At 68.6% G+C, this 24,367-nt stretch carries 24 protein-coding genes and 1 tRNA gene; 6 read left to right on the top strand and 19 right to left on the bottom strand.

What is annotated here, in order from left to right; all coding sequences use genetic code 11:
• Window positions 1-755 (top strand): response regulator (locus GT354_RS20870; protein WP_161357865.1); only part of this gene is annotated, 755 nt, incomplete at its 5' end.
• A 284-nt stretch (window positions 756-1,039) separates the two neighbouring features.
• Here GT354_RS20870 and GT354_RS20875 read toward each other — a convergent pair.
• Window positions 1,040-1,357 carry a hypothetical protein gene (locus GT354_RS20875; RefSeq protein WP_161357866.1) on the bottom strand — a complete coding sequence of 106 codons (318 nt, stop codon included), beginning with the start codon at window positions 1,355-1,357 and terminating at the stop codon, window positions 1,040-1,042.
• Between the two features lie 338 nt (window positions 1,358-1,695).
• On the opposite strand from GT354_RS20875, the gene GT354_RS20880 reads away from it, so the two are divergent.
• Window positions 1,696-3,351: a long-chain fatty acid--CoA ligase gene (locus GT354_RS20880; RefSeq protein ID WP_161357867.1), complete on the top strand. Its 1,656-nt coding sequence runs from the start codon at window positions 1,696-1,698 to the stop codon at window positions 3,349-3,351.
• 176 nt (window positions 3,352-3,527) lie between these two features.
• On the opposite strand, the gene GT354_RS20885 is transcribed toward GT354_RS20880, so the two are convergent.
• The 8 genes from GT354_RS20885 to GT354_RS20920 form a co-directional block, all read right to left on the bottom strand.
• A complete protein-coding gene (locus GT354_RS20885; protein WP_161357868.1) occupies window positions 3,528-4,337 on the bottom strand; it encodes a DUF1906 domain-containing protein in 810 nt (269 codons plus the stop codon).
• 131 nt (window positions 4,338-4,468) lie between these two features.
• Window positions 4,469-5,650 (bottom strand): lipid-transfer protein, encoded by a 1,182-nt coding sequence (locus tag GT354_RS20890; RefSeq protein ID WP_161357869.1) that lies wholly within the window; start codon window positions 5,648-5,650, stop codon window positions 4,469-4,471.
• A complete protein-coding gene (locus GT354_RS20895; RefSeq protein WP_161357870.1) occupies window positions 5,647-6,093 on the bottom strand; it encodes a MaoC family dehydratase in 447 nt (148 codons plus the stop codon). The genes GT354_RS20890 and GT354_RS20895 overlap by 4 nt, the downstream gene beginning before the upstream one ends.
• Window positions 6,090-7,217 carry an acyl-CoA dehydrogenase family protein gene (locus tag GT354_RS20900; RefSeq protein ID WP_161357871.1) on the bottom strand — a complete coding sequence of 376 codons (1,128 nt, stop codon included), beginning with the start codon at window positions 7,215-7,217 and terminating at the stop codon, window positions 6,090-6,092. Before GT354_RS20900 ends, GT354_RS20895 begins: the two co-directional genes overlap by 4 nt.
• Window positions 7,217-8,191, bottom strand: coding sequence for a bifunctional MaoC family dehydratase N-terminal/OB-fold nucleic acid binding domain-containing protein (locus GT354_RS20905; protein WP_202512108.1), 975 nt, complete (start codon window positions 8,189-8,191; stop codon window positions 7,217-7,219). The genes GT354_RS20900 and GT354_RS20905 overlap by 1 nt, the downstream gene beginning before the upstream one ends.
• Before the next feature lie 8 nt (window positions 8,192-8,199).
• Window positions 8,200-9,381, bottom strand: coding sequence for an acyl-CoA dehydrogenase family protein (locus GT354_RS20910; RefSeq protein ID WP_161357873.1), 1,182 nt, complete (start codon window positions 9,379-9,381; stop codon window positions 8,200-8,202).
• A gap of 226 nt (window positions 9,382-9,607) precedes the next feature.
• The gene (locus tag GT354_RS20915; RefSeq protein ID WP_161357874.1) at window positions 9,608-10,213 is read right to left on the bottom strand and encodes a DUF4291 domain-containing protein; all 606 of its coding nucleotides are present in this window, start codon (window positions 10,211-10,213) and stop codon (window positions 9,608-9,610) included.
• Between the two features lie 159 nt (window positions 10,214-10,372).
• Complete coding sequence (locus GT354_RS20920) at window positions 10,373-11,155, bottom strand: glucose 1-dehydrogenase (RefSeq protein WP_161357875.1); 783 nt, start codon at window positions 11,153-11,155, stop codon at window positions 10,373-10,375.
• Between the two features lie 174 nt (window positions 11,156-11,329).
• Between GT354_RS20920 and GT354_RS20925 the strand changes: the two genes are divergently transcribed.
• Entirely contained in the window at window positions 11,330-11,875 is a 546-nt protein-coding gene (locus tag GT354_RS20925) for a nuclear transport factor 2 family protein (protein ID WP_161357876.1), read from the top strand.
• 345 nt (window positions 11,876-12,220) lie between these two features.
• Here the strand turns inward: GT354_RS20925 and GT354_RS20930 are convergent, their stop codons facing one another.
• Both GT354_RS20930 and GT354_RS20935 read right to left on the bottom strand, forming a co-directional pair.
• The gene (locus tag GT354_RS20930) at window positions 12,221-13,111 is read right to left on the bottom strand and encodes an MmgE/PrpD family protein (RefSeq protein ID WP_161357877.1); all 891 of its coding nucleotides are present in this window, start codon (window positions 13,109-13,111) and stop codon (window positions 12,221-12,223) included.
• Window positions 13,112-13,315: 204 nt separating this feature from the next.
• Window positions 13,316-14,704 (bottom strand): VWA domain-containing protein, encoded by a 1,389-nt coding sequence (locus GT354_RS20935; RefSeq protein ID WP_161357878.1) that lies wholly within the window; start codon window positions 14,702-14,704, stop codon window positions 13,316-13,318.
• Window positions 14,705-14,841: 137 nt separating this feature from the next.
• On the opposite strand from GT354_RS20935, the gene GT354_RS20940 reads away from it, so the two are divergent.
• Complete coding sequence (locus GT354_RS20940) at window positions 14,842-15,009, top strand: hypothetical protein (protein ID WP_161357879.1); 168 nt, start codon at window positions 14,842-14,844, stop codon at window positions 15,007-15,009.
• Window positions 15,010-15,397: 388 nt separating this feature from the next.
• On the opposite strand, the gene GT354_RS55835 is transcribed toward GT354_RS20940, so the two are convergent.
• Together GT354_RS55835 and GT354_RS20950 are read right to left on the bottom strand one after the other, a co-directional pair.
• Window positions 15,398-16,168 (bottom strand): transglycosylase family protein, encoded by a 771-nt coding sequence (locus GT354_RS55835; RefSeq protein WP_272923857.1) that lies wholly within the window; start codon window positions 16,166-16,168, stop codon window positions 15,398-15,400.
• A 1,399-nt stretch (window positions 16,169-17,567) separates the two neighbouring features.
• A complete protein-coding gene (locus GT354_RS20950; protein WP_161357880.1) occupies window positions 17,568-18,593 on the bottom strand; it encodes a hypothetical protein in 1,026 nt (341 codons plus the stop codon).
• Between the two features lie 96 nt (window positions 18,594-18,689).
• Between GT354_RS20950 and GT354_RS20955 the strand changes: the two genes are divergently transcribed.
• Entirely contained in the window at window positions 18,690-19,346 is a 657-nt protein-coding gene (locus GT354_RS20955; RefSeq protein ID WP_161357881.1) for a TetR/AcrR family transcriptional regulator, read from the top strand.
• A gap of 498 nt (window positions 19,347-19,844) precedes the next feature.
• Here the strand turns inward: GT354_RS20955 and GT354_RS20960 are convergent.
• The 6 genes from GT354_RS20960 to GT354_RS20985 form a co-directional block, all read right to left on the bottom strand.
• A tRNA-Ser gene (locus tag GT354_RS20960) sits at window positions 19,845-19,933 on the bottom strand.
• Between the two features lie 22 nt (window positions 19,934-19,955).
• The gene (locus GT354_RS20965; protein WP_161357882.1) at window positions 19,956-21,074 is read right to left on the bottom strand and encodes a site-specific integrase; all 1,119 of its coding nucleotides are present in this window, start codon (window positions 21,072-21,074) and stop codon (window positions 19,956-19,958) included.
• Window positions 21,074-21,268, bottom strand: coding sequence for a helix-turn-helix domain-containing protein (locus GT354_RS20970; protein ID WP_161357883.1), 195 nt, complete (start codon window positions 21,266-21,268; stop codon window positions 21,074-21,076). The genes GT354_RS20965 and GT354_RS20970 overlap by 1 nt, the downstream gene beginning before the upstream one ends.
• Window positions 21,265-21,522, bottom strand: a complete 258-nt coding sequence (locus GT354_RS20975) for a hypothetical protein (RefSeq protein ID WP_161357884.1) — start codon at window positions 21,520-21,522, stop codon at window positions 21,265-21,267. The genes GT354_RS20970 and GT354_RS20975 overlap by 4 nt, the downstream gene beginning before the upstream one ends.
• Entirely contained in the window at window positions 21,519-22,940 is a 1,422-nt protein-coding gene (locus tag GT354_RS20980; RefSeq protein WP_161357885.1) for an FtsK/SpoIIIE domain-containing protein, read from the bottom strand. The genes GT354_RS20975 and GT354_RS20980 overlap by 4 nt, the downstream gene beginning before the upstream one ends.
• The gene (locus tag GT354_RS20985; protein WP_161357886.1) at window positions 22,940-23,278 is read right to left on the bottom strand and encodes a hypothetical protein; all 339 of its coding nucleotides are present in this window, start codon (window positions 23,276-23,278) and stop codon (window positions 22,940-22,942) included. The genes GT354_RS20980 and GT354_RS20985 overlap by 1 nt, the downstream gene beginning before the upstream one ends.
• Before the next feature lie 160 nt (window positions 23,279-23,438).
• Between GT354_RS20985 and GT354_RS20990 the strand changes: the two genes are divergently transcribed.
• Window positions 23,439-24,275 carry a GntR family transcriptional regulator gene (locus GT354_RS20990; protein ID WP_161357887.1) on the top strand — a complete coding sequence of 279 codons (837 nt, stop codon included), beginning with the start codon at window positions 23,439-23,441 and terminating at the stop codon, window positions 24,273-24,275.
• The last annotated feature ends 92 nt before the right edge of the window (window positions 24,276-24,367 follow it).

The raw sequence follows: 24,367 nt of genomic DNA on the forward strand, positions 1-24,367 counted from the left end.
TGTCGGGCGCCGACCTGCCGACCATGGTCGCGCCCGCGCCCGACGGGCAACCGCGCCGCCTGCTGGTGTGGCCCGAGCCCGACACCGCGACCGCGGGAGCGCTGACCGCGCGTGGCTGGAGCCCGCTCCTGGTCCGCTCGCGCGAAGAGGTCGACGCGAGCGTGCCGGTACAGCCGGCCGCGCTCTTCGTGGATCCGCTGACCGGACCGATCACCCGTACCGCGTTGCAGTCGCTGCGCACCGCGGCAACGGCCGCGCAGATCCCGGTACTTGTCACCGCCGGGCTCATGCAGGCCACCCGGGACGCGGCGTTCGGCGCCGACCCCGCGGTGCTGCTGCGGTCGCTCGCGCCCGCCGACAGCGCCGGCCACGCGTCGCGGGTCCTGCTCGTGGAGGCCAACCCCGACATCGCGACCGCGTTCACCGCGTCGCTGGAGCGGCGCGGGATGGACGTCGTACACGCGGCGTCGGAAAGCGAAGCGGTGTCCAAGGCGTCGAGCGTGGAGCCCAATCTCGTGGTGCTCGACCTCATGCTCGTACGGCGCCGCCGGGTCGGCGTGGTCGACTGGCTGCGCAACAACGCGCGCCTGCACTCGACGCCGATCGTCGTCTACACGACGCTCGACCTTATCGACGACGACCTGCACCGCCTCCAGACCGGCGAGACCGTGCTGTTCCTGGCCGAGCGGTCCACCCGCGAGGACGTCCAGCAGCGAATCGTCGACCTGCTGGGCAAGATCGCCTCACCGAAGTAACCGAAGCACAGGCCACGAAAAGCCCCGGAGCCCCGGGCCCGGAAGTCCCGGAAACAACGGGAGCAACGGGAGCAACGAAAGCCGCAGGTCACCCGAGCACCCAAGCATCACCCGGCCATCACCCCAGCCGCAGCCCCGCCCGCCCGCTCACCGCCCGCCCGACCCCCCACACGAGTGCCGAGGCCCCGTCGTCCGGCACCGAGGGATCACGCACGTCCGCACCCGGACCGCCGGCACTCGCGGCCCACACGGAACCTGCCTTATCCGCACGGACCCGCACCGCCTCACCACGCCTGGGGCCCTTGTGCATGCAGCCCGCGGCTCATCTCGCCCACCGTCAGGGCCAACTCGGTACCGAGGTCGATCGCCTGTGGGTGATCGTGGTGTTCGCGCATCCACCAACACATGACCTGCACGATAGGCCCGGCGGACTCCGGATGTCCGATGATCGCGGTTCGCGCGCACAACGGGCGCGGCGGTCCGTCGCGACCGATCCGAAACCAGTAGCCGTCCCGGAAGCCGAGCACGGGATGGCCGAGCGCGTCCGGCAGGACCACGTCGTACGGGTGGCGCGATTCGGGTCGCACTTCCAGCGGGTACATGGGGCGCCCTCCAGGGGAAGTCGAGGGCTCGCCGGTCCCCCTCCGGAAGCGCGGATATGCGGGTGCCACGGGCGTTGTCGACGCGTCGTGGAGAAATCGGGTGTCACCCGGACCAACCGGGCCACTCTCGCATTCTCCCGTCCCCGTAACCCGATCGGCCGATCGCCGCGCCCGGGTTCACCCGTACGGGCGCACAGCAGATCCCGTGGGGAGCGTATGGCGAAGCTCGGTCCGGCCTCGGGACGAGACGTTCCGGGGGCTGACAACCACCCGACCGGGGAGCAAGAATCCTTCCACCTCGTCCGGTGTCCGTCCGGAGAGGCCAGGGAGGCCCCACAGTGCTGAGCACGATGCAGGACGTGCCGTTGACGATCGCGCGCATCATGCGACACGGGACCACCGTGCACGGCGGATCCGAGGTCGTGACGTGGACCGACGGCGCGCCCCGCCGATCCACGTACGCCGAGGTCGGCCGCCGGTCCGCGCAACTCGCGCACGGACTGCGCGAGCTCGGGATCACCGGCGACGAGCGAGTCGCCACGTTTTTGTGGAACAACCAGGAGCACCTGGAGTGCTACCTCGCGATCCCGTCGATGGGCGCGGTACTGCACACGCTCAACCTGCGACTGCCCCCCGAACAGTTGATCTACATCACGAACCACGCGGAAGACCGGGTGCTCGTCCTGGACGGTTCGCTCGCGGCGCTCGCGGCTCCGCTGCTGGTGCACCTGGAGAGTGTGCGGCACGTCGTGGTGACCGGCGCAGACACGGATCTGGCGCCGCTCGCGGAGTGTGGGAAGCAGATCCATCGCTACGACGAACTGCTCGCGGGTCGACCGACCGAGTTCGACTGGGACGAGGACATCGACGAGCGGCAGGGCGCCGCGCTGTGTTACACCTCCGGCACCACGGGCAACCCCAAGGGCGTCGTGTACAGCCACCGTTCGACCTATCTGCACAGCATGCAGGTGTGCACGGTGGAGGGCTTCGGGCTCGCTCCCGGCGACAAGGTGTTGCCGGTCGTACCGATGTTCCACGTCAACGCGTGGGGTCTGCCGTACGCCGCGATGCTGTGCGGCGCCTCGTTGCTGATGCCGGACCGCTTTCTCCAGCCCGAGCCGCTCGCGGCGATGATCGCCGCGGAGAAGCCGACGCTCGGCGCCGCGGTGCCGACGATCTGGTCCGGCCTGCTCGACTACCTCGACGTGCACAAGACCGACGTGTCGTCGCTGCGTGAGGTCGTGGTCGGCGGGTCGGCGTGTCCGCCCGGGCTCATGCGGGCGTTCGAGGAGCGGCACGGCGTACGGATCATCCACGCGTGGGGGATGACCGAGACCTCGCCACTGGGCACGGTCGCGCGCCCGCCGGCGGGGCTCTCCGACGAGGAGGCGTTCGCCTACCGGATCACCCAGGGTCGGCTGCCCGCCTCCGTACAGGCCCGCCTGGTCGGCCCGGACGGTACCGACGTCGCGCAGGACGGCGAGGCGGTCGGCGAGTTGCTCGTGCGCGGTCCGTGGATCGCCGGCGCGTACATCGGTGACGAGGGTTCGGCCGACGCGAGCGGCGGCGGCCGGTTCCAGGACGGCTGGTTGTGTACCGGCGACGTCGGCACGATCACCGCCGACGGCTTCCTGCGGCTGACCGACCGGGCCAAGGACGTGATCAAGTCGGGCGGGGAATGGATTTCTTCGGTCGAACTGGAGGGAACGCTGATGGGCCACGAGGACGTGACCGAGGCGGCCGTGGTCGGGGTGCCCGACGACAAGTGGGGCGAACGCCCGCTCGCGACCGTGGTGTTGCGCGAAGGCGCCGAGACCACGGTGGAACAACTGCGCGACTACCTCGCCGGCAAGGTGGCCCGCTGGCAGGTGCCGGAGCGTTGGAGTCTGGTCCCCGCCGTGCCCAAGACGAGCGTCGGCAAGTTCGACAAGAAGGTGATCAGGCGGCAGTACGCGGACGGCGAACTGTCGGTCGACGAACTCGACCGCGGCTGAGCGATCGTGGTCCGTCACCCTCGACGATGCCGGGAGTGACGGACCACGCCCGCGAGCGACGGCGCACAACACCCACCTCGAAGCACCCGCCTCGAAGCGCTGCCTCGAAGCACCCGTCTCACAGCGCCCCGCCTCGAGGCACCCTTCTCAAAGCGCCCCGCCTCGAAGCGCCCTCCTCACAGCACCCCGACCGGCCCGTCCACGAAGTTGCCGTCGATGCTGATCCCGACGCCGCCGTAGGTCTCCACGACGTTGCCGCTGTACTGGTGCACCCGGTTGCCTGCCCAATATCCCGCGGGCAGCGCGCCGTCGTCGGTCGTGGTCGGCTTGCCGTCCCAGCGCGCGTACCAGATCGCGTCCGGGATCGAGCGCTTGCCGACCGCCTCGACCATGTCGTTCACGCCGGAGTCCAGGCTGCTGTAGTAGCCCGCGACGAAGCCGCGTCGACGCACCCGGTCGGACCACGCGGACACGAAGTCCAACACGGCGACACGGCAGGCGGTGTCGGTGCTGTCGTACGCCTCCATGTCGAGCCACAGGGCGCTGCCCGGCTTGAAGCCGAGTGCGGCGGCGCGCTCGACGACGTCGTTCGCGTCCGCGACGCCCTGTTCGCCGGCCCGGGCCGGATCGATGCGGCCCGGCTTGGGTGAGTGGGTGCACGGTGCTTGGAGGCCGACCTGCACGGGCAGGAAGTCCCAGCCCTGACCGTGTACCTGCTTGACCCAATCGCGGGTCAACCGCGCGCTCTTGCACGCGCGGTTGTCGCCGGCGACGTAGATCCCGACCACTTTGTACGGCGATGCGCGCCACGCCCGCATCGTCTGCACGGTGGGCGTCTCGCACGTGTCGAAGCCCGGCGCCGAGACGACCAGGGAGCGTGGGGCCCGCGGCTTGCGGGCACCTTCCGCGATACCCGCGGGGACGAGTCCGAGTACGGCGGCGAGCAACGCGAGGGTGGCTGTTCGACGGGTGAACCGAAACCGCACGAGATCTCCCTGAGCGAAGAGGGTGGACTCCTCCGACCCACGCTCCGTCAGGACCCGCCAACGTCCAGGACCGCCCGGGCGACACGCCGAAGCGTCACCCGGACGGCCCCATGAGCGTTGCGCCGCCCGGCCTACTCGACCCCGAGCACCAGGCCCGACGTCGGCACTCCGGTACCGGCCGTCACGAGCACGTTGTGCACGTTGTCGACCTGGTTGACCGAGCTGCCGCGGATCTGCCGGACCCCCTCGGCGATGCCGTTCATACCGTGCAGGTACGCCTCGCCCAGCTGGCCGCCGTGCGTATTCGTCGGCAGCTTGCCGCCCAGCTCCAGGCCGCCGTTCGCGACGAACGCCGGCGCCTCGCCGCGACCGCAGAAGCCGAACTCCTCCAGCTGCATCAGCACGAACGGCGTGAAGTGGTCGTAGAGCACCGCCGCCTGGATGTCGTCCGGGCCCAGCCCCGACGTCTGCCACAGCTGCTTGGCCACCACGCCCATCTCGGCAAGGCCGGTCATGCCGTCGCGGTAGAAGCTGGTCATCTGGTCCTGGAGCCGGCCCGCGCCCTGCGCCGCCGCGTTGATGATCGCGGGCTTCTTCGGCAAGTCCTTGGCGCGCTCGGCGCCGACCACGACGATCGCCTGCGCGCCGTCGGTCTCCTGGCAGCAGTCGAGCAGCCGCATCGGCTCGACGATCCACCGTGAGTTCTGGTGGTCTTCGAGCGTGATCGGCTTGCCGTGGAAGTACGCCTTCGGGTTGTTCGCGGCGTGCTTGCGGTCGGCCACCGCGACGTGGCCGAACGCCTCGGTGGTGGCGCCGTACACGTGCAGGTAGCGCTGCGCGAACATGGCCACCCACGAAGCCGGCGTGAGCAGGCCGTGCGGCATGTTCCAGCCCAGGCCCACCCCTTCGACCGTGGGGTCGCGCTGGAGCACGCCGGAGCCGAACCGGCGGCCCGAGCGCTCGTTGAACGCGCGGTAGCAGACCACGACGTCGGCGACCCCGCTCGCGACGGCCATCGCGGCCTGCGCGACCGTGGCGCAGGCCGCGCCGCCGCCGTAGTGGATCCGGCTGAAGAAGGTCAGGTCGCCGATCCCCGCCGCGGCCGCGACCGCGATCTCGGGGTTGGTGTCCATCGTGAAGCTGACCAGGCCGTCCACCTCGGACGGCGCGATGCCCGCGTCGTCGAGGGCGGCGCCGACCGCCTCGACGGCCAGGCGCAGTTCGCTGCGGCCGGAGTCCTTGGAGAACTCGGTCGCGCCGATTCCGACGATGGCGGTCTTGCCGCGCAGGTTGTCGGCGTGCTTGAGGCTCACGCTTCGGCTCCTTCCGGCAGCTTCACCGTGACCGTGCCGGTGACGTGGTTGCCGAGCTTGTTGGCACCGACGACCGCGATCTCGACGAGCGGGCTGCCGTCCTCGGCGATGGTCTTGGCGGTCACCGTGCCGGTGAGGGTCATGGTGTCGCCGGGGTAGTTCGGGGCGCCGAGCCGGATCGCGACCTTGCGCAGTTCGGTCTCCGGGCCCGCCCAGTCGGTGATGTAGCGACCGACCAGGCCGTTGCTGGTGAGGATGTTCATGAAGATGTCGGGCGAGCCCTTGTCCGCCGCGAGCTGCGGATCGTGGTGCACGTCCTGGAAGTCGCGGGTGGCGAGCGCCGTCGACACGATCAGTGTGCGGGTCAACGGGATCGCGAGCGGCGGCAGTTCGTCGCCGACCGCCACCTCCGCGTAGGTGCGGCTCTTGAGGTCCACGGTCATCGGCTGCCTCCCTGGGCGGGCACGTGGGCGAGGAGCTTGCCGAGGGCGGCGAGCTGCTGGATGCCGCTGCCCAGGGTCACGTCGATCTGACGGCCCCACAGGAAGTGGCGGTGGATGGGATGGTCGATGTCGGAGCCCATGCCGCCGTGCAGGTGCTGGCACGCGTGCACGACGCGCTTGCCCGCCTCCGACGCGAACCAGCGGGCGACGAGGGCCTGTTCGGTGGCCGCCTCGCCGCGGTCCATCCGCCACGCGGCCTCCAGGGTGGTCACCCGGATGGCCTCGGTGTCCATGTAGGCGTCGGCGGCGCGGAGCATCACGCCCTGCTTGGTCGACAACGGCTTGCCGAACTGTTCCCGCGTGTTGACGTATTCGACGGTACGGGCGAGCCCGCGCTCGCATACGCCCACCTGCTGCGCGGCGAGCGCGACCCGGGCGCGGTCGACGATCCACGCGGCGATCTCGGCGCCGCGCTCGACCGTGCCGATCAGCCAACCCTGGGCATTGGTCAGGCTCAGGTTGCCCGACGCCCACGGGGCGGTGGTCGGCGCCGACTCGATCGCGACGCCGTCGGCCTCGGGGTTGACCATGAACACCGCGAGCGCGCCGTCGACGGACGCGGTGACCAGGACGCGGTGCGCGACGGTGAGCCAGGCCACCGCGCGCTTGTCGCCGTCGAGGTAGTACGCGTCGCCGTCCGCGCGGGCCGTCACCTTGGGGACCGCGGGCAGGCCCGTGCCGACCTCGGCGAGCGCGCCGGCCACGATCCGCGACCCGTCGAGCAGGGCCGGCAGGTCGTGCTCGATCAGGTTCTCCGGGCAGAACTCCAACAGGGGCAGCAGCCCGTACACGACGGTGTCGAGCAGCGGAATCTGCGCGGTGTAGCGGCCCTGCTGCTCCAGGAGCAGCGCGAGGCCGACCAGACCCAGGTCGCCGCCGCCGCGCTTGTCGTCGATCAGCGCGCCGATCAGACCCGCGTCGGCGACCTTGCCCCACAGTTGGGCGTCGAACTCGGTGCCGCTTTGCGCGAGCTTCTTGAGCCGGTCGTCGGTGGACTGGCCCGAGAAGATCTCCTCGGCCAGCGAGGCCAGCGCCTGCTGGTCCTCGGTGAGATTGAAGTCCATCAGTTCTCCCCGACCGCTCGGAACGCGGGAACGGTCAACTCGTCGTCGTGGGTGACGAATTCCAGCTCGACCCGCAGGCCGATCCGTACGTCCTCGTGCGGGATGCCGAGCACGTTGCCGAGCATCCGCACGCCCTCGTCGAGTTCGATCAGGCCGACCGCGTAGGGCATGTCGAAGGCCGGGAACTTCGGGTAGTGCATCGTCACGTGCGAGTAGACGACGCCCTTGCCGGCCGACTCGACGGCTTCCCATTCGAGCGACGCGCAGTTGTTGCAGCCCGGGGCGAACGGGAAGCGCGGCGTCGCGCACTCCACACACTTTTGGTACAGCAGCTTCCCGGCGTCGACGCCGTCCCAGTACGCCTGGTTGTCCCGGTTGACCACCTTGCGCGGGCGCAGCGGGCGTGGGGTGGTCGGCGCGGCCTTCGGCTTCTTCTTGTGCGGCGTGTAGCGCAGGATCCGGAACCGGTGGGTGCCCACCAGTTCGCGACCGTCGTCGCCGTTCACGAAGATGTTGGTCAACGTGGTGATGAAGTGCCCGGTGCCCAGGCCGGTGGTCTTCTCGTCCGACACGGTCTCGATCAGCTGGTCGTACTCGACGACCTCGCCGAGCCGCAACGGCCGGACGTACTCCTGCTCGCAGTTGGTCGCCACGACCGAGCCGAAGCCGTTGTCGGTGAAGTGCTTGTACAACTCGCCGGTCGCCGAGTTGACGACCTGACCGGCGGTCAGGCCGCGCATGATCCACACCTGGAGCATGGTCGCGGGCGCGACCACCTCGCCGAAGTGTGTACGCGCGGCGGCCTCGGGGTCGGTGTACACGGGGTTCGTGTCGCCCATGGCCTCGGCCCAGTGCCGAATCATCGGCCCGTTGACCGGGTCGAGGGCGACGGTGCCCGACTGGTCGTGCACACCCTCGTACTTCTTGACGACCGCGAGAAAAGCGGCCTTGTCGGTGCTGGTGGTGTCAGTCATCTCGTCCTTCACCGCTTCACTCGCGTCATGCCAAGGCGAACCATGGCGACGATCTCTCGCTGGACTTCGCTGACGCCGCCGCCGAACGTGTTGATCTGGGCGCGGCGGTTCATCGCTTCGAGCAGGCCGTCGCTGAACGCGCCGGGCGACTTCGGTCGCAGCGTCGCGTCCGGGCCGACGATCTCCATCAGGTTGCGGTACACCTCGATGGCACCCTCGGTGCCGAAGAACTTCACTCCCGAGGCGTCACCCGCGTTGAGCGTGTTGTTGCCGACGTCGTGCACGAGTCGCCAGCTGAACATCCGCACGGCGGACAGCCGCGCGTAGGTCTCGGCGAACTTGAGCTGCACCCACGGCTGGTCGACGACCTTGACGCCCGGCTCGATCTCGGTCTCGCGCGCCCACGCCAGGACCTCGTCGAAGAAGTCCTCGGCCTGCATGCCCAGCGCCGCGAGCGCGACGCGCTCGTGGTTGAGCTGGTTGGTGAGCAGCTTCCAGCCCGAGTTCTCCTCGTACACGAGGTTGTCGTAGGGCACCCGGATGTTGTCGTAGTAGGTCGCCGTCGTGGTCATCCCGCCGACGGTGACGATCGGGGTCCACGAGAAGCCCGGATCCGTGGTCGGGATCAGGATCATCGTGATGCCCTTGTGCTTGGGGGCGTCCACGTCGGTACGGCACGCGAGCCAGATCCAGTCGGCGCCCTGCGCGGTCGACGTGAAGATCTTCTGGCCGTTGATCACCCACTCGTCGCCCTCGCGCACCGCACGGGTGCGCAGCGACGCGAGGTCGGTGCCGGCGGAGGGCTCGCTGTAGCCGATCGCGAAGATGATCTCGCCCGCCAGGATCTTGGGCAGGTAGTACGCCTTCTGCTTCTCGGTACCGAACTTCATCAGCGTGGGGCCGACGGTGTTGAGCGTGACCATCGAGACCGGCGCGCCGGCCCGATACGCCTCGTCGAAGAAGATGAACTGCATCTCCGGGCCCTTGCCCTGGCCGCCGTATTCGGCGGGCCAGCCGATGCCGAGCCAGCCGTCCGAGCCCAGTTGTCGGCGGATCCGCTGAGTGGTGGGCCCACCTCCCTCGCCCTCACGGTCGAGTTCCGCTCGGACGTCGGGGGTGATCAGGCGGGTGAAATAGTCCCGCAGCTCTGCCCGTAGAGCGTCCTGCGCGGGGGTCGGGGCGAGATGCACGTCGCTGCTCCTTCACGTGCTGTGGTCGCGTGGGTCGCGACGCGGGTCGACGCCCGCCGGGCACGGAAGGGTCGCGGTCGGGTCTGCCCCGCGCTGCACATCGATATGGACCGGGAACGCGTGTCGCCCGGCAACATCGAATCTCTCCGACTCGGGATCGCTTGTCAATATCAAGCATTTTTTGGGGAGCTGGATCACGCCCCGAACCAGGGTGTTTCCGGCCGCCTCAAGGCGTGGCGGTCGCCCCGATCACCGGGACCAGTGCGGCGGGCAGCGGGTACGCGCGCTCCGCGGGCAGCAGCGCGCCGGCGGCGTCGGGATCACCGGCCCGGACGAGGTCGTGGGTCCGGTGCGCGAGCGCGGTCACGTCGGTGATCTTTCGGGTCCACTCGTCGGCGTAGGCACGGGTGGCCCACCCGGCCAGGCCGAGTTGCAGTGAGCGATGCGCGAGCGGGCGCAGGTGCAGATCGCGCTCGGGGTCCCACTGGATCCGTACGGTGGTCGCGTGCAGGCGTGAACCCCACGCGTCCCGATCGGGGTAGGTCGCGTGGTCCCAGTGGCTCAGGCACGCGCCCGCGAGCGCCGCCTCGAAGCCGTCGCGGCTGATCTCCAGGGCCAGTACGCGTTCTTGGCGCGGCTTCGTGGCCCATCCGCTGCGATACATCATCCAGGTGAAGCTGGGCTTGACCCAGGTCATCCGCTCCCGGCTCCAGGTGGCCGGAAATCGCTGGTTGCGCACCGCCGAGTCGGCGATCTGCGGCTTGTACGCCTGGTACACGGTGACGGTCTCGTCCGTGTAGACGGCGCGAATCTGTCGGTTCGGGATGTCCATGGCGAGCAGTGTGTCCGCCCCGATCCGAGGCGGACCACTCGTTTTCGTGTGGCTGGGGGTGGGCGCCGACTCGGGCGTGGGGGGCGGTGGCGTGGGTGGGACGAGGCGTGGGCGGGGAGTGGCGTGGGTGGGGTGTGGCGCGCGTCCGGCGGTGCCGGGTCAGTGCACGGTCAGGCCGCCGTCGATGCTGACGATCTGCCCTGTCATGAAGCTGCCCGCGTCGGACGCGAGGAGCAGGGCGAGGCCGGTCATCTCGTGCGGCTCGGCGATGCGCTTGAGCGGCGCGGCGCCGCGCATCCGTTCCATCGTCTCGGGGCCGGTCTTGCGGACCATGTCGGTGGCGACGGCGCCCGGGGCCATCGCGTTGACCCGGATCCCGTGCTCGGCGAGTTCGCCGGCCATCGTGCGGGTGAAGGCCACGAGCGCGGACTTGCCGGCGGCGTACAGGCCCTTGCCCTCGGCGCGGGTGAACACGGCCGCGCTCACCACGTTGAGCACCGACGCGTGCTCGGACGCGATCAGGTGCGGCAGCGCGTACTGCACGAGGAAGACCGGTCCGCGCAGGTTGACCGCGAACGACTTGTCCCATGCCTCGGGGGTGATCCGGCCGACCGGCTGGGCGAGTTCGTTCGCGGCGTTGTTGACGACGATGTCCACGCCGCCGAAGTGCGCGACGGTCGCGTCGACGAGCGCCGCGAGTTGGCCCAGCTCGCCGCAGTGGGTGGCCACCGCGAGCGCCCGCCCGCCCGCGTCGGTGATCTCCTTGGCGACCGCCTCGCACGCGTCGGCCTTGCGGCTGGCGATCACGACGGCGGCGCCCGCCCGGGCGTAGGCGTGCGCGATCGCCCGGCCGATCCCGCGGCTGCCGCCGGTCACGATCGCGACACGTCCCGTCAGGTCGAACATCGCGTTGGCGTCCGGCATTTCGGCTGCTCCGGTCATGGGTCACCTCGTGGTTCGTGGGGGTGCTTCGGACGTGCCGCGTGACCGGCTCGTGGCGTGTCGCGCCGACCACGCGGAGTGCGCCGCACGTGACACGTGTGCATGTTTGTATTGCACAGTCAACTACTTCGGTGCAAGGTGTCCGCGACGGGACAGCCGGCGGAAGGCAAGCGCATGACCGAACTCATCGACGCGCGACGCACGTGGGAACTCGCCGAGAAGCGCTTGGCCGCGCAGACGGATCCGCGCCGGCACGCGGTACTCACCACCCTGGTCGCGCACATGCGCGCCGAGCACGAGGGCGACCTCGACGCCCTGATGGCCACCGTCTCGCCGCGCGCCGTCTACCACCAGTGGGGCTCCTCGTCGGTGGACCGGGCGCCCAAGAGCCACGCCGAGGTTCGCGAGTTCTATCGCGCCGTCGTGGAGAACGACTGCGGCCGACTCGCCCACCACATCGACCGGCTGACCGTGGATCAGGACACCGTGGTGACCGAGGGCATCCTGCGGATCGCGTACCCGGGCACCGCGCTCGCGCGGATGGGCAGGCAGGTCGAGGACGTCGACGCGTTCTATCTGTACGAGACGCAGATGGCCATCGTGTGGGCCTTCGACGAGAACGCGCTCGTGCTGTGCGAGGACAGCTACTCCACCGGCGACGGCTTCGCCGCGATGCGCCGGCTCGACGCGGACGAAGTCCCGGCGCGCAAGGGCGTTTGACGGCGTGTCACGGGGTGCGCGGAGGTGGTCCGGCGCACCATGGAGCGCGCGAGGGCCGGCCCGTCCGCCGGCTTGTCCACAGGACGCCGCTCCATCCACCCAAAGTATCCACAGCCTGTGGACAACTTATGGACAACTGTGAACGAGTGCGAGAGCGGCGTGCTTTCGGCCGGCACAGACCATGACGTATCGGTCGAGAAGCACCGGCTGTCGGTCGTCGGCTGTCGGTGGTCGGCTATCAGTCGTCGGCTGTCGGCCCCCCGGTCGCCGGTCGCCGGTCGTTGAGGCCGGCGGCGTCGGGGCCTTGCTCGCCGGTGCCGTAGGCCGATCCCAGCCGGTCGGCCGTCAGGTGCCGGCCGCGACCTTGACCGTCAGCGCGAGGATCGCGTCGAGGGACGGCGCGAAGGCGAACGCGCGCACCTCGGCGATCAGCGCCCTGGCGTCCTGCCGGCTACCGCCGAGTTTCTCGCACGCCTCCAGATCGAGCTGATGATCCGTCGATCGCGCGGCCCACGTCCCCTCGCTCGCCCACACCACCCCGAGCCCGCCCACCAGCCGATCGGGCGCCAACTCCCAGGCCCGGCACAGCTCGTCGATGCCGGCGTCGGGTCCCGTGGCGCCGGACGCGGCGAGCCGGGCCGCGACGATGCCGTTCGCGGCGGCGAGACCGGCGGACAGACCCGGGGTGCCGCCGACGCTCGACCGCCCGCCGGTGAACTCGCCCGCGATACCCACCGCGTCGCGGATCCGGGCCGGGTCCAGCGCCATCAGCCGAGCCGCGGCCAGCGCGGCGCCGAAGACCCCCGTCGCGTACGGACTCGACCGCGCGCCCAACCGGCACGCCAACTCGTGGCCCGCGACCACCGCGAGCAACACCTCGTCGCCACGCGCCTTGACCTCCTGCCCGACTGCGAACGCGGCCGGCAGCACCACCGCCAAGGTGCTTGTGACCAGGTCGGCTTCGGGCGCGAGCGCGTCCATCAACATGCCGTTGGCCATGGCTGCGGCGGGCGCCGAGATCCGCCCCGCGGCGTGCCCGATCAGCTCGGCCTCGGGCGGCCCGCCGATCCCCACGGCGACGTGCACGGCCGGATCCACCGTGCCGATCCTGGCCGCTCCGACCCCGGCTGCGATCGCCTCCAGGATCCGTCGGCACGCCGCCCGACGTACCGACTGCGGAACGCTCCGCATGGTCAACTCCGCAGCCCACTCGGCGAATTCCCCCGATACCGCCATGGAACCCCTCCCGGTGCCTCGACTTCACGACGACGTGGTGCGAAAGACGACTGGCCGGTACACACGCAATGTCCCATTGTGGCCATGCGCGTGACGCCGCGTCAGCCCCCCGTCACATCGGGAACACGGCCCCCGCCGACCACTTTTGGAGCGGACACTCCGGGGTGGACCGTTGCGAGCCGAAGATCTTCGGCCCCGACCTGCTCATCGCACGACGCCCGCCGTGCGGGCGGCGGTCAGCCACTGCGGGAACTCGGACAGGATCCGCTCGTACAACTCGACGTCGGAGATCCGGTCGATGTCGTCGACCTGGAAGAACCCGGCGTTGTCCACGAGTCGTCCCGGCATGGTGTCGATGCGCTCCAGGATGCCGTAGTCGGACCGCCCGAGGCCGACGAACTGCCAGAAAATCGGCAACCCGGCCGCCTCGGTCAGCAGGCGCTGAATCTGCTTGCTCCGGTTGACCCCGCCGTCGGAGTAGAACAACACCAGCACCGGCGCGCCCGGTTCGCCGCGGTAGCGCCGAAGGATGTCCTCGATCACGGCGGGCTCGTTGTTGCCGCCGTACACCCCCGACAACAGGTCGGGCACCCGCTGCGACCCGTCGGGCAGCGGCGGCGCCTGCGGGCGCTTGTTGCGCCCGTCGATGTACACGTTGTTCGCGATCCACTGCGGCAGTTCCGGGATGCGCACGGTGTCGAGGGCCGCGTATTCGTCCGCGAAGATCCACGCGTCCAACTCGCCGTCGTCGTCCAGCTTGGCCGCGATCGGCGCCATCCGCTCGACCAGGCGCCCGACCGCGCCGCCGGCGTACAGCTGCCGCATCGACCCCGAGCGGTCGAGCACGAGCGCGACCCGCGCCCGTACACCGGTCAGGCCCTTCTTCTCCAGGGTGATCCGCACGGCCTCCTTGCGCAGCGACACCCGCGCGCCGACCTCGGGCGGCAGACCGGCGAGTTGCGGATCGTCCGCGGGCGCGGGCAGCCGCATCGTCGGCTCGTCGCTGTACGGGGGCGGCTCCCACCCGGGCGTTGCACCGACCGGCACCACCGGCAGCGTGCCCGCGGGCGGCGTATCGGCCGCGTCGTCGGCGACGTCCACGCCGTAGTCGCCCGCGAGGCCGGCCAAGCCGGTGTCGTAGCCCTGCCCGATCGCCCGCAACTTCCAGCCGCCTTGGCGCCGGTACAACTCCCCGAGCACCATGACCGTTTCGCTGCCGCCGGCCGGCACGGCAAACGTCGCCGCCGTCACGCCGGCGCCGTCGAGCAGCGCGAGCGAGAGCCCGGGCACCGCCGCGAACGTGCCCTCGTGCACCGACGCGGCGACCACCACCCGCTCGACGTCGCCGGGCAGTGCGTCCGGATCGACCGTGACGGCCTCGCCCCCGGCGGTCGGCCCGATGTGGCGAACCGCGCCGTCGGCGGCGGCGGGCTGGTTGTAGAAGACGAAATCCTCGTCGAAGCGCACCTTGCCGTCGGATCCGAGCAGCAGCGCCGACGCGTCCGCGGTGGGTGCGTTCGCGGAGCGGCGGATCACCAAGGTCAGTGGGCCGGCGGGAACCGGGACGTTGGCCCCGGCGATCAGAGTCGTCATGGTCGTCAGTGTGGCCCGAACGGACGCCCTGCCGCAGAGATCCGGCCGGCCGAAAAGCAACGGACGTGATCGGCATCACGAGTGATGGACCGTCACTTCAGGAGTGATCGCCCCCATCCGGTGGGAACCAAGCGGTTATGGGCAACAACGGTCATCATGCGGACGGCAACCGTGTGGACCCCGGCGAGTGGAGCGAAACCGAGCACGAGCGTGCCCGGTTGCTGGTCGAGCGGGCGATTTCGATCGCCCGCCGCCTGGAGGTGCTGTGCGCGGCCGAGGTCGCGGCGGCACCCAAGCGGCCCTAGCCCGAACTCTGTCACAGCCCTGAAAACGCGCCAGAGGCCCTGAGGGGTCACCGGCGGCCTCACGGTGCCCCCGGTCGCCTTCGGCGCGTCCTGCGAGGTCTGTGGTGGTGTCACGTGTCGTGTGGAGGCCGGAGGGCGGTTCCTGGGGCGTGGAGTTCGGGCGCGGGGTCGTGGGTCGGACCCCGGGTCGGGTCGTGGGACCGGGCCGTGAGTCAGGCCCCGGGCCGCCGGTCGAGTCGTGAAACGACGAAGGGCGGTCGCGCCACCCGGTGTGTACACGGGTGGCACGACCGCCCTCGGTCGCAACGCATGTCGCTCAAATCACCTGGAACCTCTGGGACCTCTGGGGCCCTCTGGGACCCGAAGCAGGTGACCGGGTCCGCGAGTTCTAGCGCAGGACCAGCTTCTGGCCCACGAGGATCAGGTCGGGGTTGCTGCCGACGACGCCCTGGTTCTTGGCGTACAGCGCCTGCCAGCCGCCACCGACGTTGTTCGACTGGGCGATGTTGCTGAGCGTGTCACCGCTCTTGACGACGTAGGTGCCCTCGGCGGAGGCGGTCGGGGTCGACGCGACCTCGGCCTGCTTGCTCACCGGGGCGCTCTTCTTCGGCGCGGTCTTCTCCGGAGTCGCGGCGGCCTTGGTCGGCGCCGTGGTCTTCGGAGTCGTGGTCTTGGGGGTGCTGCTCTTCGGGGTCGAGGCCTTCTTCGGCGTCTCGGCCTTCTTCGGAGTGGTCTTCTTCGACTCCGTGGTGTCGGGGCTACCGCCACCGCGGGTCAGACCGGCCTTCTTGGAGCACACGGGCCAGGCGCCCGGGCCCTGGGTCTTCAGGACGTTCTCGGCGACTCGGATCTGCTCGGACTTCGAGGCCCCCTGCGGGCTGCCCGTGCCGCCGTTGGCGCGCCACGTGCTCTGCGTGAACTGCAGACCGCCGGAGTAGCCGTTGCCGGTGTTGATCCCCCAGTTGCCGCCGCTCTCGCACTGGGCGACCTTGTCCCACGTCGAGGTTTCGGCAGCGCCGGCCGAGGTCGCGGTCGCAAGCCCGACGAGCGGGGTGGCGGCGACGACGCCGACGATGGTCGCGGTGCGCAGACGGCGCTGGGTACGACCCATGCCGCGGTGCGTGTTGGTGGTGCGACCGAAAGCGTTGCGGAGAGACATACATTCCTCTCGGAATTCCCCTGGGGCGGAAGGACCGGCGCGACCCTTGCGGATCACCCCTGCCCGGAACCGAACACCGAGTCAAAGACCCGTTGTCCGACGCCGCTACCCCGCGGCCCTCCCAGACCGCGAGTTCCGCCATGCCGTACCGGCGGGAACCCAGGAGGTGCGATTTGCACGTCGCCAGGACCATAAACAGGTTATCCGGCCCTTATCAACCCGCTCGGGCATTTACGCAGGTCAGCCCCGGTATTACAAAAGCCGGTAAGTGGCCCGCCGACGCCCTTACGGCGCGGATCCGTGTCCCCGGAGGCCTCTCGACGGGAACCTTTTGTCCTTTTTGGCCATGACGACCACACGCTGTGCAGTTGGCCTGTCACACGCTGTCGAATTGTCACCGAGAGCACTCGCTTGGGCACGCTCTACGGGAGGTCGCAAGCCCGTTGCGCACGCAGCCTTTGATGCCTTTATGTCCAATTTAGTCCCGCCGCGTGAGCGGGGTCACAATTTCCGAGATGGTTGTCGTCTACACCCTCGGGTATACCCGACCGGCATATGTCGGGCACACCGGGCGCGGCCTGCGCATTCTCACCCTACGAGAGCACCCCGGTGCGGGCCGGAAAAGTATGCCGAATGCGATCCAGGCCACACCGGGTACTGTGACCCGCGCCACTTTCCCTCTCTCGAACCGGTTTTAAACCGCCTATCGAGGCGGCGATGCACCGGAACGCCCCCTTCCGGAAGCCGGCCCCGGTTATCGAGCGTCGATATCACGATCGACAGCCGTCGGGAAAGCGGATTCCGCATAGCGAACGCCGAGGGAACACGAAGGTAAATCGCGCGCCCTCTCCTATATATAGGACGCCGCGCCTTCGACCCGGCGCACGCCCGGCTCACCGGCCTTGCCATCCACCCGACCCACCCCCGCCCGGTCCTCCTCCGAAGCCTCCCGAATCCCGCACCCCGAATCGCGAACCCGAAACCGGCGCCGGAACCCGAGTCCGGAATCCTGATGCCGACCGAGCAACCCCACGCCGAGGACGACGGCGACCGGGTGCCACTCGACCGCGCCGCCGCCCTCACCGGCGTCGGAAAAGGCACCGTCTTCCACCGCTTCGCCTCCGCGCCGGCCTGCTCCAGGCCCTCTGGAAGGAACGAGCCGGCGAACTACGCCGGCCCGTCGCGCACGGACCGTCGCCCGGGGACCCGGCGAACCCGCAGGGCACACCTGCGAGCCTCCCTCGACGCGCTCGGCTCGATCGCCGAACCCAACGCGATCCGGCCCTCCACCCACGACCAAACCTGCCCGGACGACAAGTACGACGACCCCAGCCACCTCTACCGGCATCGCCACACGGCCGACCTGATCACCGCCCGTCCCGAACGAACGAACGAACGGTCAGCCGCGGTAGTGGTCGGCAATCGCGGCGAAGGCGGCCTTGGGCTCCCAGGGCATGTCGGGGTAGGAGTCACCGTGGCGATCTTCAAGGACCTTGACGATGCCGAGACTGGCGAGATCAAGATCGTCACGGGCATCGCCATCGGGGCGGTGGGGCAGGTTGTAGAGCGCGAAGAGAAACACGAAGGCGCTGTCGACACCCTCACTGTCGAAGATCTCCAGCAACTCGCTCACATACGCCGCCTGTCCGGCCTCGTCGCGCTCATACGCACCGGTCAGCCGGAGCGGCGCGCCGGTGGCTTCGTCGTTCTCGAGAACTTCCATGCTTCGAGGCGCGACATCCGGCGCCCCGCGCCAAGTGGCGGTGCCGAAGCCGGTGATGGCAACCGGTTTGGCCTGCGCGACGAGGCTGCGCACGCCATCGCGGAACAAGTGCGCCACCTCCGCGGACCGAATGAGTTCGAAGGTCACGAAGTCGAACAGGTCCCAGTCGACGCCTTCGAACTGTATGGCGGCGTACGTGACCTTGCCGTGGAAGCGCTCGCGAACCACCGCCACCGCTTCCCGCAGGAAGGCATCGAGACGGGTGCGGCCGGCGGCCATCCTTTCGGGACGACGAGCCACGTCGTCCAACAACCAACCGAGCCGCTCCGCGGTGCTGTCGCCATCAAGAAATCCCCGGTTCATGACACTCAGCTCGACGCCGGTGACGAACACGATCTGGGCTCCCTGCGCCCGAAGTTGCTCGGCCCGCTCCGCACAGTCGGCAACCAGCGTGAGGATCTCGTCGGTGGTCGACTCCAAGGGGTAGGGCGAGAACCAGATCTCCAACCCCAACTCGGCGGCGTAACGGGCGGCGAGTTCCAGTCGCTCCGGATCGCCACCGGTGATGTGGACGGCGTTGCAGTGAAGATCGTCGCGGATGACGGTCAGTTCCCTCTTGACCAGGTCGGGATCGAAGCTCTCCCGGGAGTTGCTGCCATTGCGGATGAAGCCGGTGTCGAAGCAGATGCCCTTGGCGCGCATGCGTCTGAACCTTCCCTCGGATGCCTCGACATTAAAAGCAAATAGTGCGTGCACGCAAGTTTGCGCCCACGCACTAAATCCCGGGAAACTACCCGCGTGACGACAAGACAGCCCCACACCGGACTACGCGAGCAAAAAAAGCAGGCCACCCGAGTGGCCCTGCGCGAGGCGGCACTGCGCCTGGCCCTCGAACGCGGGCCGGACAACGTCCGCGTCGACGACATCGCGGAGGCCGCCGGAGTATCACCCAGGACCTACAACAACTACTTCGCCAGCCGCGAACAGGCGATCGTCGCCGCCGTCACCGCCGAACGCGAATCACGAGTCGCCGCAGCCCTGGCAGCCAAGCCCGCCCACACCAGCCTCGCCGACGCCGTGACCGAAGCGATCCTGGAGCAGTACACAGAACCGCGCGACCCCGACCAACTACTCCTCCTCACCACCAACCCCACGCTGCGCGACGCCTTCCTCGACACCGCCGCAACGCTCGAACCCCCTCTGACCACCGCGATCGACCAACGCCTGGGCCACCCAAGCCCACCCACCGCCCACGTACTGGCCGCAAGCATCGCCGCCGCAGTCCGAGTAGCCCTCCACCAGTGGCTCCACCCACCAGAGCCACCCCTCACCCCCAGCAGCCTCCTCATCCCATCCGGCTCCCTCCCCCACCTCCTCCACTCCGCCCTGGCCACCCTCAAACCAGCCCTCGAAGCCGCCGAAGCCCAAACCCCCCGACACCACTCACCGCAGTAACCCCGCCCCCCACGCCGGCAACCACGTCCGGCATGGAACGCCAAGCCCACCCCGGACCGCACCCTCGAAGGCCCCAAGCCCACCCACAAGCACGACCCGACCACCGGCGACACCAGGCACTACCGAAGACGGCCTACCTCCGGAAGAACGCCGCGCCACGCCACCACGCCGATCTCACCGACGCCTCCCACACGGTCGTCGAATCCGCGGACCTGCCACCCATCCGCTTCCACGACCCGCGACACGGCGCCGAAACGATTCATCCGGCCGACGGCGGCGACAGAGGCAGGCCAGTTCATGCCCGGGCACTTCACATACGCCTGCACCACAAACGCCTAGGCGAGCGTGCACAGGATGGTCACCGCCACGTCGGCCGATGCCGTCGCCGAACAGTTCATCCCCCACAGGAGCAAAAAGACCGCCGGGCACACCTCGGGCACCGTAAGGTCCCGAAACGCGCACCGGCGGTCTCTGTATTCGACATAACCGCAACGTCAGCGGAGGACGTGGGATTCGAACCCACGAACAGAGTCACCCCTGTTAGCAGTTTTCAAGACTGCCGCCATCGGCCACTAGGCGAGTCCTCCACACCCGTTCTGACCTCATCACTTACCCAGCGGACGAGCCCGGAGGCTCCTCATCTGGCCGCAAATTGGCCGCACGGGTGTTTGAGACATCCTCGGAGAGCTTCTGGCTCCACGCGTCCGTCTCGTTCTCAAACAGGTGCGCGTAGGTCTTCATCGTGATCGCCGGAGACTGACCGAGAATCCGGGCGACCACCGTGACCGGCGCGCCCTTCGAGATTAGCAGCGAGGCGCACGTGTGCCGCAGGTCGTGCACCCTCGTGTCCGTCAAGCCCACCGCAGCGAGCCCCGACGTCCATCCGGCACGGCGGAACTCTGCGGAGCGCGGAGGCCGATCGTGGTCACCCCAGGGGAAGATCAGGTCTCCCGGCTCCTTGCCCTCCATCAGGTCGGTCAAGTCCGGCACCAGGACCGCCGGCAGGGGAACGGTCCGCCGGCGGTGCGTCTTGGTGTCCGTCAGGTGGAACCGGCCCCCGACTTCGGACTGTGTCCGGAGGACATCGACCCGACACCGCACGAGGTCGATGTCCCCAGCGCGCAGGGAGATACCCTCTGCCCACCGCAGGCCGGTATAGGCGAAGAACCGCACGAGGAGGCCCCACGTCCCCCCGATCTTCGTAGCCAACTCTTCCACTCGATCCACCCTCAACGGCATGACCACACGCTTGGTGGACAGCGCCGGCAGATCCACGGTCCGAGCAGGGTGGCGCACCAGGCGCCCGCCCTTCACGGCGTCATCGAGGATGCGGCCAAGCAGGTGTCCGCACTGGCGGGTACGCGACGAGGACAGTTCGTCATCGAGACGCCCGATCCAGTCGGCCACGCTGTCGTAATCGATCTTGTTCAAGGGGATGTCACCCCACTCGGGTACCAACTGCGACCGCAGCAGAGACGCCACCCATTCCTTGGTCTTGGGCTTTGCCCAGCTCTGACGCGCGAACCACGCTTCCGAGAACGCTCGAAACGTGATCTTGCCGCGCGCCGGATCAACCCACTCCCCACGTATCTGCCGAGACTGCTGTTCCGTGATCCAGGCAGCCGCTTCGCGCTTCGTGTCGAAGGTCCGAGAACGCTCCTTGCCGTCCGGACCCCGATACCGAGCCCGCCACTTGTCCCCGCGCTTGTTGATGTGTCCAGACGCCATCAGGCCGCCACCCGTCCCCCGAGCCAGACCCGGATGTCTTCCGGGTCGAAACGCAGCCAGCGGCCGATCTTGTAGGCCGCCGGACCCTCGTTCTTGTAGCGCCACGCGTAGAGCGTCGTGACCTCTACGCCGAGGTAGGCCGCCGTCTCCTCTGCCGTCCAAAGGACGTCCGGCAGCTTCTTTCGAGTCCTCACAGTTCCTCCGTCCACCGAACGCCGCAGGTCTCCGCGATCACCGTCCGAAGGGAAGCGCCGTCCGCCCCCGACACCATCGGAAGCGAGTCCTCACAGACGAAGACATGTCCGCCGTCGAAGAACCCGACCGGAACCATCGGAAGGTCACCGCGGCCACATATCAGGCAGGCCAAGCCGTCGAGCTGGGCAGGGCCGACCACCCTGGCCGAAGCCGAGGCGATCGACGCGGCGAACAGTTCGAGCTGTCCGTTCATATGGCAGCCACCGTCCCGGAGGTGTACTCCGCCTCAGCCGCCCAATCCACCAGCGTTTGATCAGGCGTGTACGGGAACCGCACGCGCACCGGCGCGGGATCGGTCTCAACGGTCAGGTAGCCGATGCCAGCCGTTGAGTACTGGTTGGCTTGACTTGCCGGAGGGATCAGGTGGCAAGCGGCCCCACGATCGGAGGCACCCTCACCAAGAACCATGTCCGTCTCGACATCCGAGGCCAGCCGAAGGCCGATCCGAGTCGGGAACCAATCCCTCTCCGACGCGTACTGCTTGAGACCGCTCTGTACGAGCGCGAGCACGAACATTCCGACTGATCGCCCTTGGGAGAGCAACAGGAGGAGATGCGCGCTGGTCTGTTCCCGCCGCTTCTTGTCCGTGTCGAGAGCACCGAGCGCGGCGTACTCATCGATCGCGAGCATGATCAAGGGTTGAGCTTTCGAGACCACGAAGTCACGACCGGGCAAGTCCTTGCGCCGCTCCAGCTCCTCTACGAGATCGGACAGCAGGGCCGCCCAATCCTCCGGCCGGTAGGCCACCTGCTGGAACACCTCCGAGCACGACCGGATCTCTTGCCGCTTCGGGTCGATGCCGTAGAGGAGCGCCCGACCCATGGACACCCAGGGCCGCAGGTGGTTGACCACGCCCCACAGGACGGAGCCCTTGCCGGACCCGGTCCCGCCGACACAGAGCGTGTGCGAAAGGGGCAGGGAGACGGGAACGCCGTCCTCCCCGAGCGCAGCGTTCCAGCGGAACAGGTCACCGGTCACGGGCCAATCGGAGATCACCGACGTCGGGGCAAGGGGATCGGATATGCGAGCTGTCCACTCCAAGAGCCCAGGCCCCGCATCACGGGCACTGACCCGAGCCACAGCCCAGTGATGACGCAGCTCATCGAGCGTGTCTGACGCCAGGTAGCGCGCGGACGGCACGCCGGCCACCGGGCGAAACGCGAAGACCGGACCCGCAGCAGAAGGGCGGACCGAGACTAATTCGGGCAGCACAACGACCGGCTCAGCCTCAGCCAAGCGCACCATCAGTCGGGTGTGCTCCTCCTTGGAGAGCGAGGCCCGCCACACTTCGTCACCCGTGGGACCAGGCCGCCCCTGATCCAAAGCCAACCCAAGACGTGGGAGCAGATCCGCCCACCGGTCGAGGACGAACTCAACTACCGAGGCCCCGACTTCGCCGTGAACAAGTTCGAGGAGCCGCCGGCGACGCGCACGCTCCCAGACCCGAAATGCCCAGAGACCGGCGAACACCAAGGCCACGCCGCCACAGACAGGCGCCAGTGGCACCCCGGCAAGCATCAGGGCGAGGAGACCAAGCAGCGCGAGCACAGTCCGACGGACCGAACGCACCCGCATCGCCTTCCAGATGTAGAACGCGATGTAGCGACGCATCAGGCGCCCACCGACTTCTTAGCGGGCACCGAGCCGTCGACCGGAGTCAGACCCTCAGCCTTCACCGTCCAGTTGACGCCGTACGTGTCCTTGCCGGACCAGCCGTCAATCCATGCCCGCCCCGTCAGCCGGTGGGGCATCATCAGGGCCAAGTCGGATACCGCGCCCGGCAGCGTGAGGCGCATCGCCACCGCCTTGGAACCACCGGCAACCATCACGTTCACCTCTACGTGAAACGCGACTTCCCCAGTCCGCTTGTCAGCCTGCTCCCGGGTGGCCGCAGCCATCGGGAAGACGGTTACTTCAGAAAGCACGATCGGAAAACCTTCGACACTCACCGTTACTCCTCAGTAGTCACAAGCTCGTCGGTCGGGCGAACCCGGCCGGAGGTACCTCTAAACGTAGGTCGAGAGGTAGTACGTCTGGTCGAACCTTTGACAGGTTAGACAGCAGGTAGTACCTCTTGTCAAGGAAATACGTCGTTCGAGTGGAGGAAAATTGACCGGCGAGGAGACCTCAACAGGATCAAAGGTTCCCAAATGGGAAGGAATCGCCGAGATTCTGCGAGTGTGGATCTTGGATGATCAGTACAAGCCAGGCCAGGCCCTGGAGAGCGAAGCAGCCATCGCGAAGGAGTTCAGCGTCTCGCGGCCCACGGTGCGCCAGGCGATTCAGAAGCTCATTGGTGAGGGGCTGCTGACCGTTGCACATGGGCGAGGAACCTTCGTCCGCCCTGTACCGGACAGAACGACTCTCGCGATTGGCTCACCGAGCCCGGAAGACCTCATCTCCCCCGGCTTCGACATCGAGGCGTCCGAGTGGGAGCGCGTGCCCCCGCCGGTCGGGTGGAACCTGCCGGCCGAGGACCTGGATCCCATTCAGGGTCTGGTGCACAGGCCGGGGCGAGAGGAAGCGAAGCTTCTGCGCATCACCATGCGCGATCTGATCGTTACGCGATTCACTCACATGCGGCTCCGGCGGAGTCAGGACATGATCGTCGTCACGTCGAACATCCCTCTGACCGTGCTGCACGACGAGGAGAGCGGGCCATTTTCGCCCGAGGAAGTCATCGATCGGGGAGGGATCTACGCCGAACTTGCGAGGAAGCACGGGCCCGTCCGCTTCACGACGAGCGTTGTTGCCCGGATGCCCGGAGCCGACGACGACGAGGTATTCGGACTTGTTCCCGGAACACCGATGCTCTCCATCCGGCGGTTCATGCTGGATAGTCACGGCCAAATCTTGGAACTTGTCGAAGTTGACGCTCCGGCCGACCGATTCGACGCGCAACCCGAGACCGCGTCCGACCTTGGCAAGGCCGTTCTTCGCCTGTAGTCAAGCTAGAATCTCGACAGCAGGAAGCCCCGGTCCACGGGTATTACGGACCGGGGCTTTGTCGTGCCGCATCTTGTAGGCAAACCGACGTG

It is taken from the genome of Streptomyces sp. SID3343 (assembly GCF_009865215.1).
Taxonomy (GTDB): Bacteria; Actinomycetota; Actinomycetes; order Streptomycetales; family Streptomycetaceae; genus Embleya.